14 protein-coding genes and 1 pseudogene are annotated in these 17,348 nt (G+C 44.8%); 10 read left to right on the top strand and 5 right to left on the bottom strand.

Going from position 1 to position 17,348, the window contains the following annotated elements; translation table 11 throughout:
• Positions 1-50: 50 nt before the first annotated feature.
• Complete coding sequence (locus ACE1CM_RS10100) at positions 51-2,780, bottom strand: protein kinase (protein WP_374877291.1); 2,730 nt, start codon at positions 2,778-2,780, stop codon at positions 51-53.
• A 381-nt stretch (positions 2,781-3,161) separates the two neighbouring features.
• Between ACE1CM_RS10100 and ACE1CM_RS10095 the strand changes: the two genes are divergently transcribed.
• The 4 genes and pseudogenes from ACE1CM_RS10095 to ACE1CM_RS10080 all read left to right on the top strand — a co-directional run bounded on the left by ACE1CM_RS10095 (position 3,162) and on the right by ACE1CM_RS10080 (position 11,643).
• Positions 3,162-5,051, top strand: coding sequence for a tetratricopeptide repeat protein (locus tag ACE1CM_RS10095; RefSeq protein ID WP_374877290.1), 1,890 nt, complete (start codon positions 3,162-3,164; stop codon positions 5,049-5,051).
• Between the two features lie 758 nt (positions 5,052-5,809).
• Positions 5,810-6,118 (top strand): annotated as a pseudogene (locus ACE1CM_RS10090) (recombinase family protein); the annotation flags it as partial.
• A gap of 683 nt (positions 6,119-6,801) precedes the next feature.
• Positions 6,802-10,533, top strand: coding sequence for a chromosome segregation protein SMC (gene smc / locus ACE1CM_RS10085; protein ID WP_374877289.1), 3,732 nt, complete (start codon positions 6,802-6,804; stop codon positions 10,531-10,533).
• A gap of 75 nt (positions 10,534-10,608) precedes the next feature.
• Entirely contained in the window at positions 10,609-11,643 is a 1,035-nt protein-coding gene (locus ACE1CM_RS10080) for a PRC-barrel domain-containing protein (protein ID WP_374877288.1), read from the top strand.
• Between the two features lie 79 nt (positions 11,644-11,722).
• Here ACE1CM_RS10080 and ACE1CM_RS10075 read toward each other — a convergent pair whose 3' ends face one another.
• From ACE1CM_RS10075 to ACE1CM_RS10065, 3 genes are all read right to left on the bottom strand, one after another.
• A complete protein-coding gene (locus ACE1CM_RS10075; RefSeq protein WP_374877287.1) occupies positions 11,723-11,926 on the bottom strand; it encodes a type II toxin-antitoxin system HicA family toxin in 204 nt (67 codons plus the stop codon).
• Entirely contained in the window at positions 11,919-12,143 is a 225-nt protein-coding gene (locus tag ACE1CM_RS10070; RefSeq protein ID WP_374877286.1) for a type II toxin-antitoxin system HicB family antitoxin, read from the bottom strand. Before ACE1CM_RS10070 ends, ACE1CM_RS10075 begins: the two co-directional genes overlap by 8 nt.
• 220 nt (positions 12,144-12,363) lie before the next feature.
• Positions 12,364-13,122, bottom strand: coding sequence for a hypothetical protein (locus ACE1CM_RS10065; protein WP_374877285.1), 759 nt, complete (start codon positions 13,120-13,122; stop codon positions 12,364-12,366).
• Between the two features lie 1,044 nt (positions 13,123-14,166).
• On the opposite strand from ACE1CM_RS10065, the gene ACE1CM_RS10060 reads away from it, so the two are divergent.
• Entirely contained in the window at positions 14,167-14,532 is a 366-nt protein-coding gene (locus tag ACE1CM_RS10060; RefSeq protein ID WP_374877284.1) for a hypothetical protein, read from the top strand.
• A complete protein-coding gene (locus tag ACE1CM_RS10055) occupies positions 14,510-14,950 on the top strand; it encodes a hypothetical protein (protein ID WP_374877283.1) in 441 nt (146 codons plus the stop codon). Before ACE1CM_RS10060 ends, ACE1CM_RS10055 begins: the two co-directional genes overlap by 23 nt.
• Positions 14,951-15,180: 230 nt before the next feature.
• Here the strand turns inward: ACE1CM_RS10055 and ACE1CM_RS10050 are convergent, their stop codons facing one another.
• On the bottom strand, positions 15,181-15,411 hold the full coding sequence (locus ACE1CM_RS10050) for a hypothetical protein (protein WP_374877282.1): 231 nt from the start codon (positions 15,409-15,411) through the stop codon (positions 15,181-15,183).
• 309 nt (positions 15,412-15,720) lie between these two features.
• Here ACE1CM_RS10050 and ACE1CM_RS10045 point away from each other — a divergent pair, with 309 nt between their 5' ends.
• From ACE1CM_RS10045 to ACE1CM_RS10030, 4 genes are all read left to right on the top strand, one after another.
• Positions 15,721-16,191, top strand: coding sequence for a hypothetical protein (locus ACE1CM_RS10045; RefSeq protein WP_374877281.1), 471 nt, complete (start codon positions 15,721-15,723; stop codon positions 16,189-16,191).
• Entirely contained in the window at positions 16,172-16,672 is a 501-nt protein-coding gene (locus tag ACE1CM_RS10040) for a plasmid partition protein ParG (RefSeq protein ID WP_374877280.1), read from the top strand. Before ACE1CM_RS10045 ends, ACE1CM_RS10040 begins: the two co-directional genes overlap by 20 nt.
• Positions 16,673-16,682: 10 nt before the next feature.
• On the top strand, positions 16,683-16,859 hold the full coding sequence (locus ACE1CM_RS10035; protein WP_374877279.1) for a hypothetical protein: 177 nt from the start codon (positions 16,683-16,685) through the stop codon (positions 16,857-16,859).
• A gap of 83 nt (positions 16,860-16,942) precedes the next feature.
• On the top strand, positions 16,943-17,140 hold the full coding sequence (locus ACE1CM_RS10030; RefSeq protein WP_374877278.1) for a hypothetical protein: 198 nt from the start codon (positions 16,943-16,945) through the stop codon (positions 17,138-17,140).
• Positions 17,141-17,348 lie beyond the last annotated feature (208 nt).

Here is a 17,348-nt window from a genome sequence, read left to right as displayed (position 1 = left end):
AATAGGTAATAGGTAATAGGTAATAGGTAATGGCAACTACTCATTACCCATTATCGCATTTGTGCAAAATGTTCTAACAGCAGTCGATGGACGAAAATATAACCGCCGCCTACCTTTTGCAAAAAGATGCGTTCTGTGGCGTAATCAAGGAAACGCGAGTAGTTCCAAGGAATACACCCGTTGCAGTAAAGGATAACCCGCAGGATGAAATGTTTCACGCAAGCTTCGCCCCCTCCCGCTACCAAACCAAACCCCATCCCAAATATCCCCCAAAACAATATTCGCCACCGCAATAATGCCGCCGCTAGTGCCAGTGCCAAAAATCCAATTAACCCGAATACCAGCGCATTTTTTGCCGATTGGCGTATCCCTTGATTCGGTACTGTAACTGTTTTTATCGAAGGACTTGTTAACCCGCGAATTATCCCAATAATTATGCCTACGCTGAGACCAAATACAACGCCGCGTTGCAACGACTCAAATTGCATATCAAGCATTTTAGCACTATAAATTTGCCATCCCATCGGATGAAACAGCGGATCGTAAATTGCTTTTACTACCAGTCCCGATAATGCTCCTAATATTATACCTAATCCTAGGTGATAAGTAGTATTTCTTAAAGATAGCTTCAGATTCTCTACAGGTTTAATTTGATTAATACCGAAAACAAACCAAAAAATCAACCCGACCAAAAATTGGAGAACGAACACTTTCCTAATAGGCAAGAGGATATTGCCCCATACTGTTCCAAGCACTATAAAACTGATCATAGTCATCAAGAAATATAGTTTTTTTTGCCATTTGTGAGATAACCAACTCGGTTGCATTCGCTCGATTAAAAATACAGTTTGAGACTGTTGAGATAGGTTTTTAGCCAGCCAACTTAGCCAGCGCATGGCTTTTGATTTTGAGTATTTGGGATTAGCATTTCTGCGATCAAACATCCGTTGAATATATTGGTCTAATAGATGCTGGCGGCGTTCTGACAAACTCATCCCAGGTAAATCTGTCATGGGCATTCCCTGGTAAGCGAAGGTCATAATATTGAGCATTAAAGGTGACTTGGCTAATTCTTGCAGAGTCCTATCCGCTTGCAGTGCCGTTTTGACTGCTGCGAGTTCTATTCCGACACGGGAAAGATAGGTTTGAATTTGGTCTATAGTTAGCGGTTGAATAAAGATTGCCCCTTGAAATTTCAGGCTATTTGATAACATTTCGTATTCTTTAATGCGGCTACAAACGACAATTTCAGTGGCGCCGTGGGACCCAATAAATTGATTAATTGCCTGAACGCACGACTGGCGACGCGGGGGACTGACTTCATCTAAACCATCGAGTAAAAGCAGCAGTTGTTCGTTTTTTACCCAAGCTTGACCGATAGGTTTAGATACCTGATATTTTGTATTCAATTCTTGCACGATCCAATCAGCTATTTTAAGCTTATCAGTCGCCCAAGAAGACAGGTTGAAGGCAACGGGAATCGGTTGATTAATGTCTTGTTCGGCACGGTTAATTAAATCGCGGGCAAGTTCTAACAGGGTTGTGGTTTTACCTGAACCTGGATCGCCTAAAATTAATAAAGTTCGTCCATCTCCTAGTTGGTCGAATTGGTCGATAATTTTGGTATTAATCGGCAAGGTTTGTCGGGGTTGATCGGGGGTTTCCCACACCATACCCCAAGGACGATCTACGGCATCCAATCGTTTCTCTAAACCGAGAGAAATCATCGCTTTGCCGTGAATTGAAGTTTCTAAAACGCCTTTCACCCAGTAATTTTTAACCTTGTTTAGCAAGATTTGGCGGTTGCGATATTCTTGGGGAGTGTAAGGAGGACGCGGGGACGTGGGGACGCGGGGACGGGGGGAGTTTTCAACTACTTTTATTGCTTCTGGGTTTTGCTTTGTTTGGGTGTCAGTCTTGGCGAGTAAAAATGGGTCAATCGTTTCTGTAACCATATCCCTCAACTGCAAAGCGGTTAGCATTTCAGCAGCGGTGGAGAAGCGATCGCTTGCCAATGTTCTCACCGCTTTATCAATCACCGCCGCCAAACTATCGCTAATCTTTGAATTATCTTGGCGCCAATTTATTTCACCCGTCTTTAAATTGTTATCCAGTTGGTGCGGCAGTTTCCCCGTTAGTAAATAAATCGCCGTTAGTCCTAAACTATAAAGATCGCTGGCAAATACGGGTTTACCTGCCGCTTGTTCTGGCGACATATAACCCCGCGTCCCAATAGCAACCGATGTGGTAAATTCCCCCCTTGCATTGACTGCCGTACTCATAATTTCCTTGGCAATACCAAAATCAATTAGAACGGGTTTGCCATCTTGCTGCCTGAAAATAATATTGCTAGGTTTGATATCGCGGTGAATCACCCCATTGCCGTGGATATATTCCAGAACGGGTAAAATATCTACCAGGAATTGTTTAACTGCGATTTCGTCTAAAAGTCCTTGCTGCTGCACTTTTTGAAACAGCGTTTTGCCTGAGATCCATTCTTGGACTAAATAAAACCGTCCCGCTTCCGTAAAATAAGCGTATAAATTGGGAATTTGCCCGTTGCCTTCACCCAATTGTTCTAAAATAGCTGCTTCTCGTTCAAATCGCCGTTGCACGAATTCGCCGATTTGAGGGTTGTTCGCTACGGGTTTGAGTTGCTTGATTACACAGCGACGACGGGAAGGCATGTGGGTGTCTTCTGCCAGAAAGGTTTCGCCAAACCCACCTGTTCCCAAAGCTTGAATAATACGATAGCGGTTATTCAGCAACGGCGATGACATCGGATGTTATACCAGGAAAGAGGGAAAGTCAGAAAAATGGTTATGATAGCGAATTTTATTTCTCTGATTATCCATTATTTATTAGAGTCTATCCGCAGCGGAAATTTGAGAGACTTTTAACCGCAGATGTAGGACGGAGATTTTCCAGCTAGATTTTCTATAACAGTCAAGTACAATTATATAGTTTCAGCAAAATCTTTCTTAAGTTAGTTGTGGGGGAAGCGATATGCACACCCGAAGCTAAGGGAATCGCAATTCGGTGGCGCCAGCTGTCCCAAGGTAGGCTGGGAGTGAACGCGCGGTTAAGATTGAGGATGGAATTCCATGCACGCCTTGGCGGGATTTCATGGCATAATCTAACCCAAAAAGGTTGGTAAAAGCATGATTAATCAACTTTTAGCAGGACGTTACCGCATCGTTGTTGAACTGAGTTCCGGCGGTTTTGCACAAACCTATTTAGCAGAAGATACCCACCGTCCCAGCGCTCCCCCATGTGTCGTTAAGCACCTGCGACCCCCCAGTGACGACCCCTACACTCTGGAAAATGCTAGACGCCTGTTTGAACGCGAGGGCAAAATTTTAGAAAGACTAGGTCGCGAACACGACCAGCTACCCGATCTCTATGCTTACTTTGAAGAAAATGGTGAATTTTACCTGATTCAAGAATACATTGACGGTCATCCATTAACCCAGGAAATTACACCAGGTCACCCCATCTTAGAAGACCAAGTCATTTGCATTTTAGAGGAAGTGTTAGAGATTTTAGCCTTCGTACATGGGAAAGGAATTATCCACCGCGATATTAAACCCGCTAATTTAATTAGACGCTCCTCCGACAATAAATTAGTTTTAATTGACTTTGGATTAGTCAAAGAACTAACCAGTCCAGCGGTTAATTCTCAGGGGCAAATTAACCCTACCGTTGCAGTGGGAACCCACGGGTACATGCCGATCGAACAATTTCACGGCTATCCCCAATTTAACAGCGATATTTACGCCTTGGGAATGCTTGCCATTCAAGCATTAGCAGGATTATCTGCTAGCGAGTTAATCAGACTGCGCGACCCCAACAATCCTAACACGGGTGAAGTCCTCTGGCGTAACCAAGTACAAATTAGACCAAAACTAGCAGATATTATTGACAAAATGGTGCGCTATGACTGCCGTCAGCGCTACCAATCCGTCAGTGATGTTTTGGCAGATTTGAAAAATATTAATAGCCCGGTTAGAATTAACTGGAGTCAGTTAAAACGCTGGGTGAGAAGACCGCGTCGCCTGATGTTTGCCGGGGTAGCTAGCCTGATTTTTGTGATCCTGCCGCTGATTTTCTATAAGAAATTACCGCAAGCAGTCACAGCAGCTTACCTGTACAATCGGGGAGTGGAAAAAATTGATAGAAAAGATTACAAAGCTGCGATTAAAGAGTTAAGCGAAGCGATTAGCATCGCTCCTAAATATGCCGAAGCTTACAACAAGCGGTGTCATGCTTATTTAATGGAGGGAAATCGCTTGCAAGCAATGGAAGATTGCAACCACGCGCTGCAAATAAAAACTAACTTTGCTCAAGCATATCAAGCCTACACTAACCGAGGAATTGCTCGTTTGGCATTAGGAGATTCCCAAGGCTCGATCGCAGACTATACCCAAGCCATTGCCATCAATCCCAAACATGCACTAGCTTACAACAGTCGGGGTCACGTCCGCGAAAAACTTGGGGATAAAAAAGGCGCGATCGCAGATTTTACCATGGCAATTAAAGTCGAGCCCAAATTTGCCGCCGCTTACCTAAATAGGTGTTTATCCCGCTCAAACTCAGGCGATCACAAGGGAGCTATTGAAGATTGCACCTATGCAATTAAAATTAATCCCAACCAGGTACAAGCTTATCTCAACCGCAGCCTAGTTAACTTCCGGTTAGGCAATTATCAAAAAGCAATTGAAGATAGTAACATTGCCATTCAGATCAATTCCGGTGGGGGCAATTTCAACCTGGGAGAAGCTTATCATAACCGCGCGATCGCTCGATTGGCTTTAGGAGATAGACAAGGCGCAATAGAAGATTTTAACCAAGCACTCCGCGCCAATCCCAAAGATGCAGGTGCTTACTATGAAAGAGGTCGCATCCTTGCTGGAATAGGAGATAAACAAAAAGCGATAGCAGATTTTCAGAAAGCTGCAAAACTTAGGCTGGAACAAGGTAGCACCCAAGGTTTTAAAGATGCACAGTTTCAGATTAGAAAGTTGCAACAACAACCTACTCCAAAACAATAATTCACTCGCAGATTGGGAATTGGTAAGTGGTAATTGGTAATTGACAATTTCGGTGTTCTAAGATTGCCTATATTTTCTCATGACTGACCCAAAGTCACCAGGTTTCTGACCTCCGAAATGGCCTTTATATGATAAATAAATCAAGTCGATAGTTACATACCTTGACTTAGAAACCCGGTTTATATAAGAAGAAACCAGGTTTCTAACTGCTAGGATATACCGCGGGCAAGAGGAATGGGTAATTGTCAAGAGTAGACTGAGGCATGAATCTAATTAGCAATCGTTTATAGTAGTGAATAAAAAACTCAACGCCTGCAAAACCAACGGAAAAAAAACAGCATGGCGATGCGAAGGCTAAAATTTACTCATGGGGTTACAGTCACCTCAACAGACCAACTGAATGCTTTTAATTAAGTAACAAAGTTCCAGAAGATTAGATGGTTTTACGCAAATACCTGGTGGATGGTTGTATAATGTAGAGAAAGCATTAAAGATTCATCGTGAGGTATGTCACAACAAGAGAAGCGTGTCAAGCGTTCCAAGTATCAGAAAAAAACCTGAGAAATTGCGACAAGAAAGCCAAAATACGAACAGTTAGAATGCCATCAGGTCATAAACGGTATGATATCGATTCCGTCGTCAATTCAGAAAGCGATACAAAAATCCCCATCCTTTACGCCAGAGTTAGCAGCTAAAAACAAAGAGCAGACCTTGAGCGACAAGCTGACGATCTCCAGTCCCTCTTCTGTGACGGAACACTCATCAAAGAAATTGCTTCAGGTCTTGACTACAAACGAAAAGGTCTGTTATCCGTTTTCCGACAAGTTTTGTCAGGAAACGTCAGAGAGGTTCTGGTCTGCCACAAAGATAGACTCGCAAGGGTTGAGTTTGACCTTATCGACTGGATCGCTCAGCAACAAGATTGCAAATTCGTGCTTCTCAACCCCAGTGACTTGTCTCCAGAACGACAAAAGGTTGAAGATATCCTTGCCATTCTCCACCTCTTCAGTTGCCGAATCGCAGGACTCAGAAAGTACTTTTCTAATCTCAAAGAAGATTCGAGTTGACCCGGAAACCAACCTAGCCAAAATTTGCAGAAAATCGATATCAGCAGCTAGATATTGTGGCAATCAAGCTAGATATAGAAAAACTGGATTAAACAAAGTTATTTTAGATGCTAGTTGGGGGTCTTTGTTTAAGATGATTGGTTCGCTAGCTGCTAAATCTGGTAAACCAGTCATTGCAGTTAATCCTAAGCATTCAAGTCAAGCATGTCCAAATGGCGACATATCGACAAGAAGAACCGTGATGGCGAAAAATTTATGCGTACTAAATGTAACTACACAGAACGCGCTGATAGTAAGACTTCTAGATTAATAACCAAGCGCGTTGGGTTACTATTTTCAACTAAAATAAAAAAGCTACCTGCTCCCGGCGGGAAAGTTATGCCTGTGAAGATATCGTTGCCGTCTGGCAAGGAGTCGAGGAACCATGACTATGAGCAATTGAATATTCAGTTAAGCTTGTTTGATTTAACTCAGTATACAGTTGCTGACAAACGGATATCCAGAAAATATGGCAGAAAATCTGGAGAATACCCGTCTCTTTAGAGCGGGAAGTGTCAAATCTGGCGCGAGCGGCTCATTTCAGATTGTGCCATACTGAGAAACTTCCAGTTATTGCCAGATTTTTCCGGGTTAAATGTATCTGATACACTTGTACCTTACCAAACCCAGCTAAGATCGCGCCTATGGTTCATATCAAGCGCGTCGAACTCACCAACTTCAAATCTTTCGGCAACACGACGGGAATTCCTTTGTTGCCTGGTTTTACCGTGATTTCTGGACCAAATGGATCGGGTAAATCCAATATTCTCGATGCGCTACTGTTTTGTCTCGGACTCGCCAGTTCCAGGGGAATGCGCGCCGAACGCTTACCAGACTTGGTTAACAACAGTCACAACCATCGCGGTACCGTCGAAGCGAGCGTTACCGTTACTTTTGACCTCTCTGACGCGCCAGGAACTTTGGAGGAAGAGCAGGTTAGTGGGGGTGCTCAAGAGCAGGCACCATCGGATCCCCCCCTGCCCCCCCTTGCCAAGGGGGGAGTGCAAAATTCACCATCGGATCCCCCCCTGCCCCCCCTTGCCAAGGGGGGAGTGCAAAATTCACCATCGGATCCCCCCCTGCCCCCCCTTGCCAAGGGGGGAGTGCAAAATCCAAAATCGACCGACTGGAGCATTACCCGCCGCTTGCGCGTCACCCAGCAAGGCAGTTATACCTCGAATTACTATATCAACGGCGAATCCTGCACTTTGACCGAACTCCACGCACAACTAGAACGCCTGCGAATCTATCCTGAAGGTTATAACGTAGTGCTGCAAGGAGATGTCACCAGCATTATCACGATGAACGCCAGGGAACGGCGGGAAATTATTGATGAACTCGCTGGCGTGGCGGCATTTGACCGTAAAATTTCCCAAGCTAAGGAAACCCTCAATACTGTCAAAGAGCAGGAAGACCGCTATCGCATTGTAGAGGCAGAATTAATTGCTCAGCGCGATCGTCTCTCCGCTGACCGCATTAAAGCGGAAAAATACCAAAAACTCCGCGCCGAACTTCAAGATAAAGAACTATGGGAACTCGTCCTCGGGGTGCGCCAGCTGACTCATCAAGTCTGGAACTTACGCGAACAAATTGCAGCAGGCGATCGCCAAAACACCGACCTCACCACACAGCTAACTAACCTCACCGCAGAAATTACATCAAAAACTGTCGAACTCGACCAGTTAAATGCCCGCGTCAAAGCTTTAGGTGAAGAAGAATTATTAGCTTTGCAATCTACTCTCGCCACTCAAGACGCTGAACAGCGTCAACTTCAGCGTCAGCAACGCGAGTTAGATTTATCAATAGTTGCCCTTGAGAATAATATCAAACAAAATCAACTAGAAAGTCAACAACAAGAACAGACTTTAAAACAATTAATAATAGAAAAAGAAACGGTTGAGAACCAACTTGCTGGTTTAATTTCCTGGCGGGATGAAGCGCGGCGGGAACTGGTTGGAAGTAGGGAACAGGCGGATGCGATCGCCGCCGCCAGCGAAGCGTGGGTGCAGCAACAAACCGCCCTCAATCGACAAATTGAAACTTTACTCCAAACTATCGAACCCCAGCGCACCGAACAAGCTCAACTGAGGGAAAGATTCGCTAACTTGTCGCGCCAAATTGAAGAACAAAACCAACTTTTACAATCCTTAGAACCCCAAATAGCTTCCAAACAATCCCTAGGGGTTGATTTTGAATTGCTCCTGCAAGAATCCGAGCAAACAATTCAATCTTTATCTCAAGCTTTAGCTGCCGCCGAACAAGATTTACAAATTCAACAAGATACGCAAAAACGTTTATTACAAGAACAGCGGGAGAAACAACGCCAACTCGATAAACTAGAAGCTCAAACCCAAGCGCAACAAGAAGCATCGGGAACACACGCCGCGCAAGTAATTTTCCAAAGCGGACTAAAGGGAATTTGCGGATTAGTAGCGCAACTTGGTAAAGTCGAACCGCGCTATCAATTAGCATTAGAAATTGCCGCCGGTGCGCGGTTGGGTAATTTAGTGGTAGAAGATGATAGTATCGCCGCCAAAGGAATTGAAATTTTAAAACAGAAGCGCGCGGGGCGGATTACATTCTTACCTTTGAATAAGATTCGCGCCGGGCAATTATCTACAACGGTGGCGCTGCGTTATGCGAATGGATATATAGACTATGCGGTAAATCTAATCGAATGCGAACCGCGCTACCGCGAGATTTTTGCTTACGTATTCGGCAATACCGTTGTGTTTGACAATTTAAATAGCGCCCGTCAAAATTTGGGTCAATATCGCATCGTTACCTTAGAAGGCGAATTGTTAGAAAGTAGCGGCGCGATGACGGGAGGTAGCGTCAACCAGCGTTCCGGATTGCGGTTTGGGATTAGCGATCCGGCAGAGTCGGCGGAAGCGGAAGCGTTGAAAAAGAGATTAGAAGAAATTGAGATCGTTTTAGAACGCTGCGGCGAAATGATTCAGTCTCTGACTGTTAAAACCAAACATCTGAGTCAAGAAGTAAACGAAGCAAAAACAAAACGGCGGGAACAACAATTACACTTTGAACAGTTGCGGAAAGAAATCCAAAGTTTAATCTCCCAGCAGTCGGGGACGCAAAACCTTCTAGCTAAAAATACCTTGGAATTCGCACTTGCTGAGTCACGCCTGCAAATCTTGGATAGCGAATTACCCGCGCAAGAAACACAATTAGCCCAGGTGCGACAATCTCTGGCAGAATTAGAACAATCTCAAACTCCCAGGGAGTGGCAACAAATTCAAGTCATGATTAAAGAACGGGAAGCGGTATTAAATCAGAGGGAACAAACCCTCCGCAACGCGGAAGGGCGAATTAGAGATTTAGCATCGCAGCAGCAGCGATTGCAAGAAAAAATCCAGGAATGTAACCAGCGACTGCAAGAATATCAGCAGCAGCAGATAGGGGTTAATAATCAACTGTCAAGCGTTATGCTGGCGCTATCGACAATAGGCGAACAGATTGGACAAACCAAGGTAGCCTTAACAGAGGTAGAACAGAAACTGGGGGAAGAGAAAGTATTGCGCGATCGCACCGAGAACGAGTTGCGATCGCATCACCTCGCCAAACAACAATTGGAATGGGAATTGCAAAAACTGCAAGAAACCCAAACCACCAGAAAGGAAGAACTCGCCACCTTACAACCGCAACTGCAAGAAAAACAGGCAGAATTACCCGACCCCCTGCCATCCGTCCCCGAACAGGTAAAATTAGACGAATTGCATCAAGAAATCAAAACGCTGCAAAAACGCCTGCACGCAATGGAACCCGTCAACATGCTGGCGTTAGAAGAATACGAACGCACCCAAAAACGCTTAGAAGAACTATCTCAAAAATTATCCACCCTGGAAGCAGAACGCACCGAACTACTACTGCGGATAGAAAATTTTACCACCCTGCGCCTGCGTGCCTTCACTGAAGCATTCGACGCCGTTAACCAAAACTTCCAAACCATTTTCTTAGAATTTTCCGAAGGCGACGGTTTCCTACAACTAGACAACCCTCAAGATCCCTTTGCTGGAGGACTCAACCTCGTTGCCCATCCTAAAGGTAAACCAGTCCAGCGTCTATCATCCATGTCCGGCGGCGAAAAATCAATGACCGCACTCAGCTTTATCTTTGCGCTGCAGCGCTACCGTCCCTCGCCATTTTACGCCTTTGATGAAGTTGATATGTTTTTGGATGGTGCAAACGTCGAACGATTAGCTAGAATGATTGCACAACAGTCACACCAAGCCCAATTTATTGTAGTTAGCCACAAAGGCCCTATGATAAAATCTGCCGAGCGCGTGATTGGTGTTACCCAAGCCAGGGGCGCTTATACCCAAGTCGTGGGCATTAAGTTGCAATCCCCAAACAGCTAAGTGTAACATAACCAGCAAATGGCTTTATTAAGATTGATATAGTTACAGGGTTGAAACCAGGATTCGGGACAAATAATGACTTCTGAACAAATCCGCCAACGCTCAGACATCATGGGAACTCAGGTGATTACCCGCGACACCGGGAAGCGCCTTGGGATCGTGAGTCAAATGTGGGTTGATATAGACAGGCGGGAAGTAGTCGCGCTGGGACTGCGCGAAAACTTACTTGCCATTGGCAGCGTACCACGAGCAATGCTTTTAGAGCGAATTCGTCAAATTGGCGATGTGATATTAGTTGATGATGACAGCGTCTTAGAAGACGATGTAGATGTTGAAGCTTACAGTCCCCTGATTAACAGCGAAGTTATTACCGAAACTGGCGAACTCTTGGGAAGGGTGCGAGGATTTAAATTCAACACCGAAGATGGAAAAGTTACCTCCTTAATTATCGCTTCCTTGGGACTGCCCCAACTTCCCGACCGAATCGGCGGTTTTGAAACCATCAGCACCTACGAGTTACCAATTGAAGAAATCGTCAGCAGCGGCCCGAATCGCCTTATTGTATTTGAAGGGTCTGAAGAGCGCCTAGTTCAATTAACCGTCGGCGTGATCGAGCGTTTGGGACTGGGTAAAGCACCTTGGGAACAAGAAGAAGAGGAAGAAGGCTATCGACCCCGCGCCATCACCAATCCTGCTAATCTACTGAGTAGTGGGGAACCTTTGCGTACACCCGTTGCGCCGATGAAAGCTACCAAACCGGCAGAACCAGAATGGGATGACGACGAGTGGGAAAAACCCGCAGTCGGGCGTCAACCTTTGCAGAAAGCTGCCCAAGCACCCGAACCAAAATACTACGACCAAGATATCGAAGAAGAAGAAAACTGGAGCGAAGCATCGCAACCGCGCGATCGCTACGCTAACCGATCCTATGCCCAATCCGAACCAGATAGCACACCCAAAAAATCCTACCAGGATAATAAGTACGACAACTACGACGTAGAGCAAGACGCCTGGGCGGATGACGAGTCGCCTCAACCTTATAAAGCACCCAAGTTGAACATTCCGGAGAAAACTAAAGCACCAGAATACGAAGAGGAAGATCGGTATTGATTTTCTCAGAAACCCGGTTTTTTCAAAAAACCGGGTTTTTTAATGCCGTCAATTTTTGCCTCTAGACGACTAGCACCAATTATTCTTCAGTAATTTCAATGGCTTTGAGAACTTGTTTGACGGTTTTGGGATGCAATATCTTGCCAGAATGGTAAGGAACTATAACCCTAATGTTTTCTTTAAAATAGATTCGGTGACTGCCCTTACTCCTGATTAAGGCAAAACCAGCATCGAATAAGAGGTTTTCTGCATCCTGTGCGGTCATTCGCGGTAGTTTAGGCAACTTGCACCTCTAAAGTCATCGTCAAGATTTCTTTGCTCAAAAGCGCTTGTTTTTCCTCAGTGGATAAGGTTTCTAGATAAAGTTCAACAGCTTCCTGAATATTGGCAGTCACTTCCTCTAGCGTATCTCCTTGAGTTTGACAGCCTTCTAATCCAGGACAATAGGCATAATAGCCATCTTCGTCTTTTTCAATCACGACGTTAACTTTATAAAACATGCTTCCTTGCTCCTGATTTTATTTCATCATTGCGAGGCAGCGATCGCTGCCTGTTATTTCAACAATAGCAGTAGCGAATTCCCGTGGGTCGGTGGTGCAAGGTATAGAATCAATTTGGGTGTAAGTGAGAGCGATCGCGCAACTACATTTTCGGCTCTTGTACAGAAAAACCCGGTATCGCTACCGGGTTTTAAAGATTCTAGATTTTCCCAAACTGGTGCTAGGAAACCATAGGTATCTGCTTAGCGTAGAAGCGCCTCAGATCAGGTAATAGCTGTTTTTCCCAGCAATTAGCCAACTCTTCTCGCTCAAGGGTGAAAACAGTTGCCTCTCCGTAAGGGTGAGCCACTACAACCAGTGCGCGATTAATATCCAAGTTATAGAAGTCCCTCACAGCTTTAACTTGTCCGGTTACTTGTTTCAGCTTATCGCCGAGATACTCTAACTCAGGGATAAATTCTGTACTGGTTGTCCATTCTATGACGTGAAGTAAGCCATTATACTGACCTAAAAAGTCTAATTTAGCAGCATAAGGCAAACACCCATTCCAAGGCACAACTTGCTCTACTAGGTGAATTTCGCCGATTTTCTCCAACACTGGCTGTACACTTCGCCACTCAGCGTTGACGAGGTTACAGTAGTGGGATTGGTTAGGCTCATTCTTAAGGTGTAGTTCCATGCGCTTATGGAAAGATTTCCCCACTGAACGGTTTTTGTGAGCCAACCACTCAGCTTCTTGCTTATCGTATATCTGCCGCCGGTGTTTTGAAACAGTTGTTGACTTTGGAGGACGGATCGCATTCAGTACTTGACTAAGGGCTGGACGAATTTCTCCGTCGAACTCGTCTCGGTAATAAGACTGTTCACCGGAAACAGGTTGTTGAAGGCAGAAACTCAGCTGCTTGTATTGTTCCGGCTTTTGGTCAAACGGGCTTGGGGGCTGGACTTTCCCAGCCCTGTTATGATACTTTAGAGTCATACTTCAAAAATAATGAAACAACAGTGCTTTGGGGTCGAACCCAAGCACTAATGAACCAGTGGTTTGGCGACTACTGGTTTTTTTCTTGGCACACACCAGCACCTCGAAGGGATACCAATGTTGTTTGGGTCAGCAATTTTTTCAAGTATGCTGAAAATTTTCCTCCTATCACACGCTAATATTCTACTAATAAGATACCTTAGCAAAATTACCTTCGGCAGTCAACAGTAAACAAGTATTTATTTATTTAACCATAAAAGTAATTTATTTGTGGTGATTTACAACCGCTGATGTTTTACAACAGTAGCTATAACTCAAAGTCGGGGAAACTCCCGGCATTGCGATCGCATCAGCGATCGCTGGCCTAGAAACTCTGTGAAAGCACTTCAATAGCGAATCTACATTAAATGCAGATCTCGGCAACTCTTCATGAGGGTTAGCTGTGCTAGCCAATAGAAAGTTTGGAAACAATAGTTCGCACTTTTCCGATGCGGGCGAGATCTCTTTTTCCAATATTGAACAAGTAGAAACAGGTTTACTAGGCAATGCCTAGCTGTTCGGATGTAGCCGAGTACCTGCGCGAACATCAGTTTTGCTAGGCAACGCCTTGCGGGGATAGCGGACGAAGGCGTTGCCTTCTTGAGACGTGAAACTTACCCTAGCGGAATTTTCAGATCTGAAAATGCGGGGATAGCGGACGAAGGCGTTGCCTTGTTCTGTTACATTTCTTTATAGGCAAATATCTGCGTGAACATCAGTTTTACTGGGCAGTGCCTAGAACGTTCTACCCAGGTTCAAGGCTCGACATATAAAACCTTGAACCTATTGCCCCCAAATGATTGTACTAAAGCTGCTCTTGGGTGTATGATTAGTAGATAAGCCTTGAAAAATTAAAAATATCCAACCCAGGCCGGGGGATTTATATCCCTCGGCCTAATTTTTTTAGCCTAGTTGTTTCAACTTTATCAAGGCTCAAGTAAATTACTTGAAAATAGAGACACAAAAACTAACACCAATCCAGAGGGATTTACTTACTCAATTAACATGGATATCTCAGAGCGTAAACTTGATTATTTATTCAATAAAAACATAGCACTGGACTTCCACAACAGTCCACGGGCAGTCCAAAATGCACAGCAAATGAAGCGGTTGGGTCTGTGGGATACTCCAGAAGATAGGGAATTAGTCAGAGAGCATCTTCAACAAGTGGTTCAAACTCCCAACAACGTTTTTGAACGCTTCACCAAAACTTTTATAGACAGGAATGGGACAATAGGAGAGTCAGAAATTGAGGTTCGCGAGTCGCTTCTTGCTGGCGCATCGGGAAAATTTGCTAAAGTGAAAAGCTCCTGGGAAGTTATGCCAGATGGAACTCGCAGATTTGTGAGTGCAGAACTTTACGGCGGATGACTACACCAAGGCTTGTGAAGCGTTATGCTCAGAATATCAACTCGTTGCGCTACACTGCCCTATGAAACTCCGCGAAAAGTTTGATGAACTGGCAATGCTGGAATTGTTTTATGCCGAACCAATCATTGCTAATCCAGCCGATGGTTACTGGTGTTATGAAGTCACAGACTCTTCAGGTATCAGCCTTCGGTTTGGTATGGATGTGATTCAAGAGTCAGTTCAGATTGACCTAAAAATTTCCAATTTATCTGTAGTTACCTTGTCTTTTGAAATGGTTGAAGCCATTGAAATTATTGATGCAGAGAAAGGAACGTTTGCTTTTACAGTAGCGCCTAAAAGTCAAGAAATTAACACCAAAGTCCAAGTAGAACTAAGACCGCAGATTAAAATCGAGGGCGCTACTTTGAGAAGCTACTAAGCTGCTACGCACCTAATTTGAGAGTCAAATTTTCCCTTCTTCTTGTGGGGTGGGCATCTTGCCCGCCTCTTTATTGGATTTAAATGCGTAGCAGCTTACCTGTAGCAATTGGTTCTATTTATTCTAAACTTAATCCCTGCGATCGCTTGGGGCAATTACCTTACCATATAAATCAAGCAAATGCACGAAGCGATCGCACAACAGAAAAAACATGCGATCGCTTTAGATTGTTACTCTACCCAATAGCGAGTCAAAATCCGAATCACCTCACCCTTCACCGGCGAAGGTAATGGCGGACTCCATTCGCTCACCTGTGCAAAACGCACTACGTACAGTTGATTAACAACGTTTTCTACACCTTTAGGAACGCCGCAAGCAAGCAAGCGGATCGGGTGTTTACCAGGTAGATCGAGAATGCTTTCCCGCAGCAGTTCCGGCACTGACTTCGGAGTTGATATCATAGAGCTTCGTCCTGAATATAGGATTCCCAGCCCCCACCGTTCGTGATTGGCATCACTTACGGTGGGGGTTTGGTTTTGCTGTGGAATTATGGTAACATGGAAATATGGAAAATTAAACAAATGCAGTCATGTCTTTATGTAAAAATTTGGGCATGGCTAAAGAAACTACTATGCACGTTGTTATCCCCGCAGAGTTGAAAAAAGAGTTCAAGTCCACTTGCGTACTCGAGGGGGTAAACATGAGTCAGGTTGTATGCGAACTGATCGAAGAGTGGCTCGATAAACGCAAAGCAAAAACAGATCGATCAAATGAACCTAGAAACAGTTGACCCTCTCACCCTCCCATCGCTACCGCTGGCTACCCGTGCTGAACTGCCAAACTGTCCGGCGATCTACTTTGTCTTGAACGGTGACGCGGTTCTGTACATTGGCAGAACTAGCAACCTTTATCAGCGCTGGATAGCAGATCACCGCTGGCATCAATTAAAGGTAATGAGTGGCGATATTCGTATCGCTTGGTTGGAATGCGGGGACGCCAGTTTGCTGTCTGAGATTGAAACAGCGTTGATTAAGCACATTCAACCATGTCTTAACCAGACAAAGGTTGAATGTGAAGGCATCAGCATTAAAACTAAAACAATGGTTTATATGCCACCAGAACTAAGGGAAGCCTTAGAGCGGATGGCAGCAAAGGAAAACAGATCGCTCTCAAACTTGATAGTTACGCTGCTACAGCGTGCTGTGGAGGAGCAGAAAGGTAATGAATCTGGCAAAGATTGACCTTCTTACCTTGCCTTCACTGCCACTAGCCAACCGCTCTGAACTGCCAAAATGTCCAGCCATCTATTTTGTCTTGAAAGGTCAGACGGTTTTGTACATCGGCAGGACTAGCAACTTGCAGCAGCGATGGTTTGGTCATCATCGGTGGCATCAGTTGGAGGCAATGAGTGGCGATATTCGTATAGCTTGGTTGCAATGCAGTGACGCCAGTTTGCTGTCGGGCGTTGAAAGGGCGTTGATTGAACACTTTAAACCACCTTTTAACCAGACAAAGGTTGAGGGTGGACTGGGATTTTTGCACGTAAAGATTGATGACGATATAAAGCGCCGCTTCAAAACTGCCTGTGTCGCAAGGGATAGGCAGATGGGAGAGGTTGTAACCGAACTGATCGGCGAATGGTTACAGAAAGTAGAAGGTAACCAAACTAATCAAGGCCAGACTAGCGAAGAACAGAAACCCCGGTATGAGGCAAAAGAATGAAGCAGCAAAGATGACTAAAGAAACTACAATGCACGTTGTTATCCCCACAGACTTGAAAAAAGAATTCAAGTCCTGTTGCGTACTCGAAGGGGTCAACATGAGTCAGGTTGTATGCGAACTGATCGAAGAGTGGCTCGATAAGCGCAAAGCAAAAACAGATAAATCAAATGAACCTAGTAACAGTTGACCCTCTCTTTTCATGCTCACATAGCTACCACTGGCTACCCCTGCTGAATTGCCCACCTATTTGGAATAATTGAGATAAAAAACTTGCCTGCTAAGCACCTAAAGCGCATCACGACCTACGTAGAGCCGGAAGTTTACGAGATCATTGCTAATCGAGCTGCTCAGGAAAATCGCACGATTAGTAATATGGCGGCGACAATGCTAGCTCAAGCAGCGTACATCGGAACAGGTAAACATCCTGGGGAACCACAACAGAAACCCCAGCAGGAGGCAGAACCTTGAATTGAAGCGCGCGATCGCGTAGCTATCCCTTGGCATATCGCTTTCCGTAGCAATTCTTACTGCCTTCTCAGCTACAGGATTTTATGCTGATAGGGTAGAGGCTAAACAAGTCTATGAAAATCGCATCTATAGATCGGGAATTAATCGAAGGCACCGATGAGGTGATGACCAGAGTCGTGATGACGGAAGTTGCCAGTCAATGTATCTT

Origin of the sequence: Microseira sp. BLCC-F43 (genome assembly GCF_041929235.1) — a bacterium.
GTDB lineage: Bacteria > Cyanobacteriota > Cyanobacteriia > Cyanobacteriales > Aerosakkonemataceae > Microseira.
Note: the sequence above shows the minus strand (reverse complement) of the source record. Positions and strands in the feature narration are given on the sequence as shown.

Excerpts from the sequence above, each read along its gene's own strand:
- ACE1CM_RS10100 (WP_374877291.1), bottom strand. The coding sequence starts at position 2,780 with ATGTCATCGCCGTTGCTGAATAACCGCTATCGTATTATTCAAGCTTTG.
- ACE1CM_RS10095 (WP_374877290.1), top strand. The coding sequence starts at position 3,162 with ATGATTAATCAACTTTTAGCAGGACGTTACCGCATCGTTGTTGAACTG.
- smc (WP_374877289.1), top strand. The coding sequence starts at position 6,802 with ATGGTTCATATCAAGCGCGTCGAACTCACCAACTTCAAATCTTTCGGC.
- ACE1CM_RS10080 (WP_374877288.1), top strand. The coding sequence starts at position 10,609 with ATGACTTCTGAACAAATCCGCCAACGCTCAGACATCATGGGAACTCAG.
- ACE1CM_RS10070 (WP_374877286.1), bottom strand. The coding sequence starts at position 12,143 with ATGTTTTATAAAGTTAACGTCGTGATTGAAAAAGACGAAGATGGCTAT.
- ACE1CM_RS10065 (WP_374877285.1), bottom strand. The coding sequence starts at position 13,122 with ATGACTCTAAAGTATCATAACAGGGCTGGGAAAGTCCAGCCCCCAAGC.
- ACE1CM_RS10060 (WP_374877284.1), top strand. The coding sequence starts at position 14,167 with ATGGATATCTCAGAGCGTAAACTTGATTATTTATTCAATAAAAACATA.
- ACE1CM_RS10050 (WP_374877282.1), bottom strand. The coding sequence starts at position 15,411 with ATGATATCAACTCCGAAGTCAGTGCCGGAACTGCTGCGGGAAAGCATT.
- ACE1CM_RS10045 (WP_374877281.1), top strand. The coding sequence starts at position 15,721 with ATGAACCTAGAAACAGTTGACCCTCTCACCCTCCCATCGCTACCGCTG.
- ACE1CM_RS10040 (WP_374877280.1), top strand. The coding sequence starts at position 16,172 with ATGAATCTGGCAAAGATTGACCTTCTTACCTTGCCTTCACTGCCACTA.
- ACE1CM_RS10035 (WP_374877279.1), top strand. The coding sequence starts at position 16,683 with ATGACTAAAGAAACTACAATGCACGTTGTTATCCCCACAGACTTGAAA.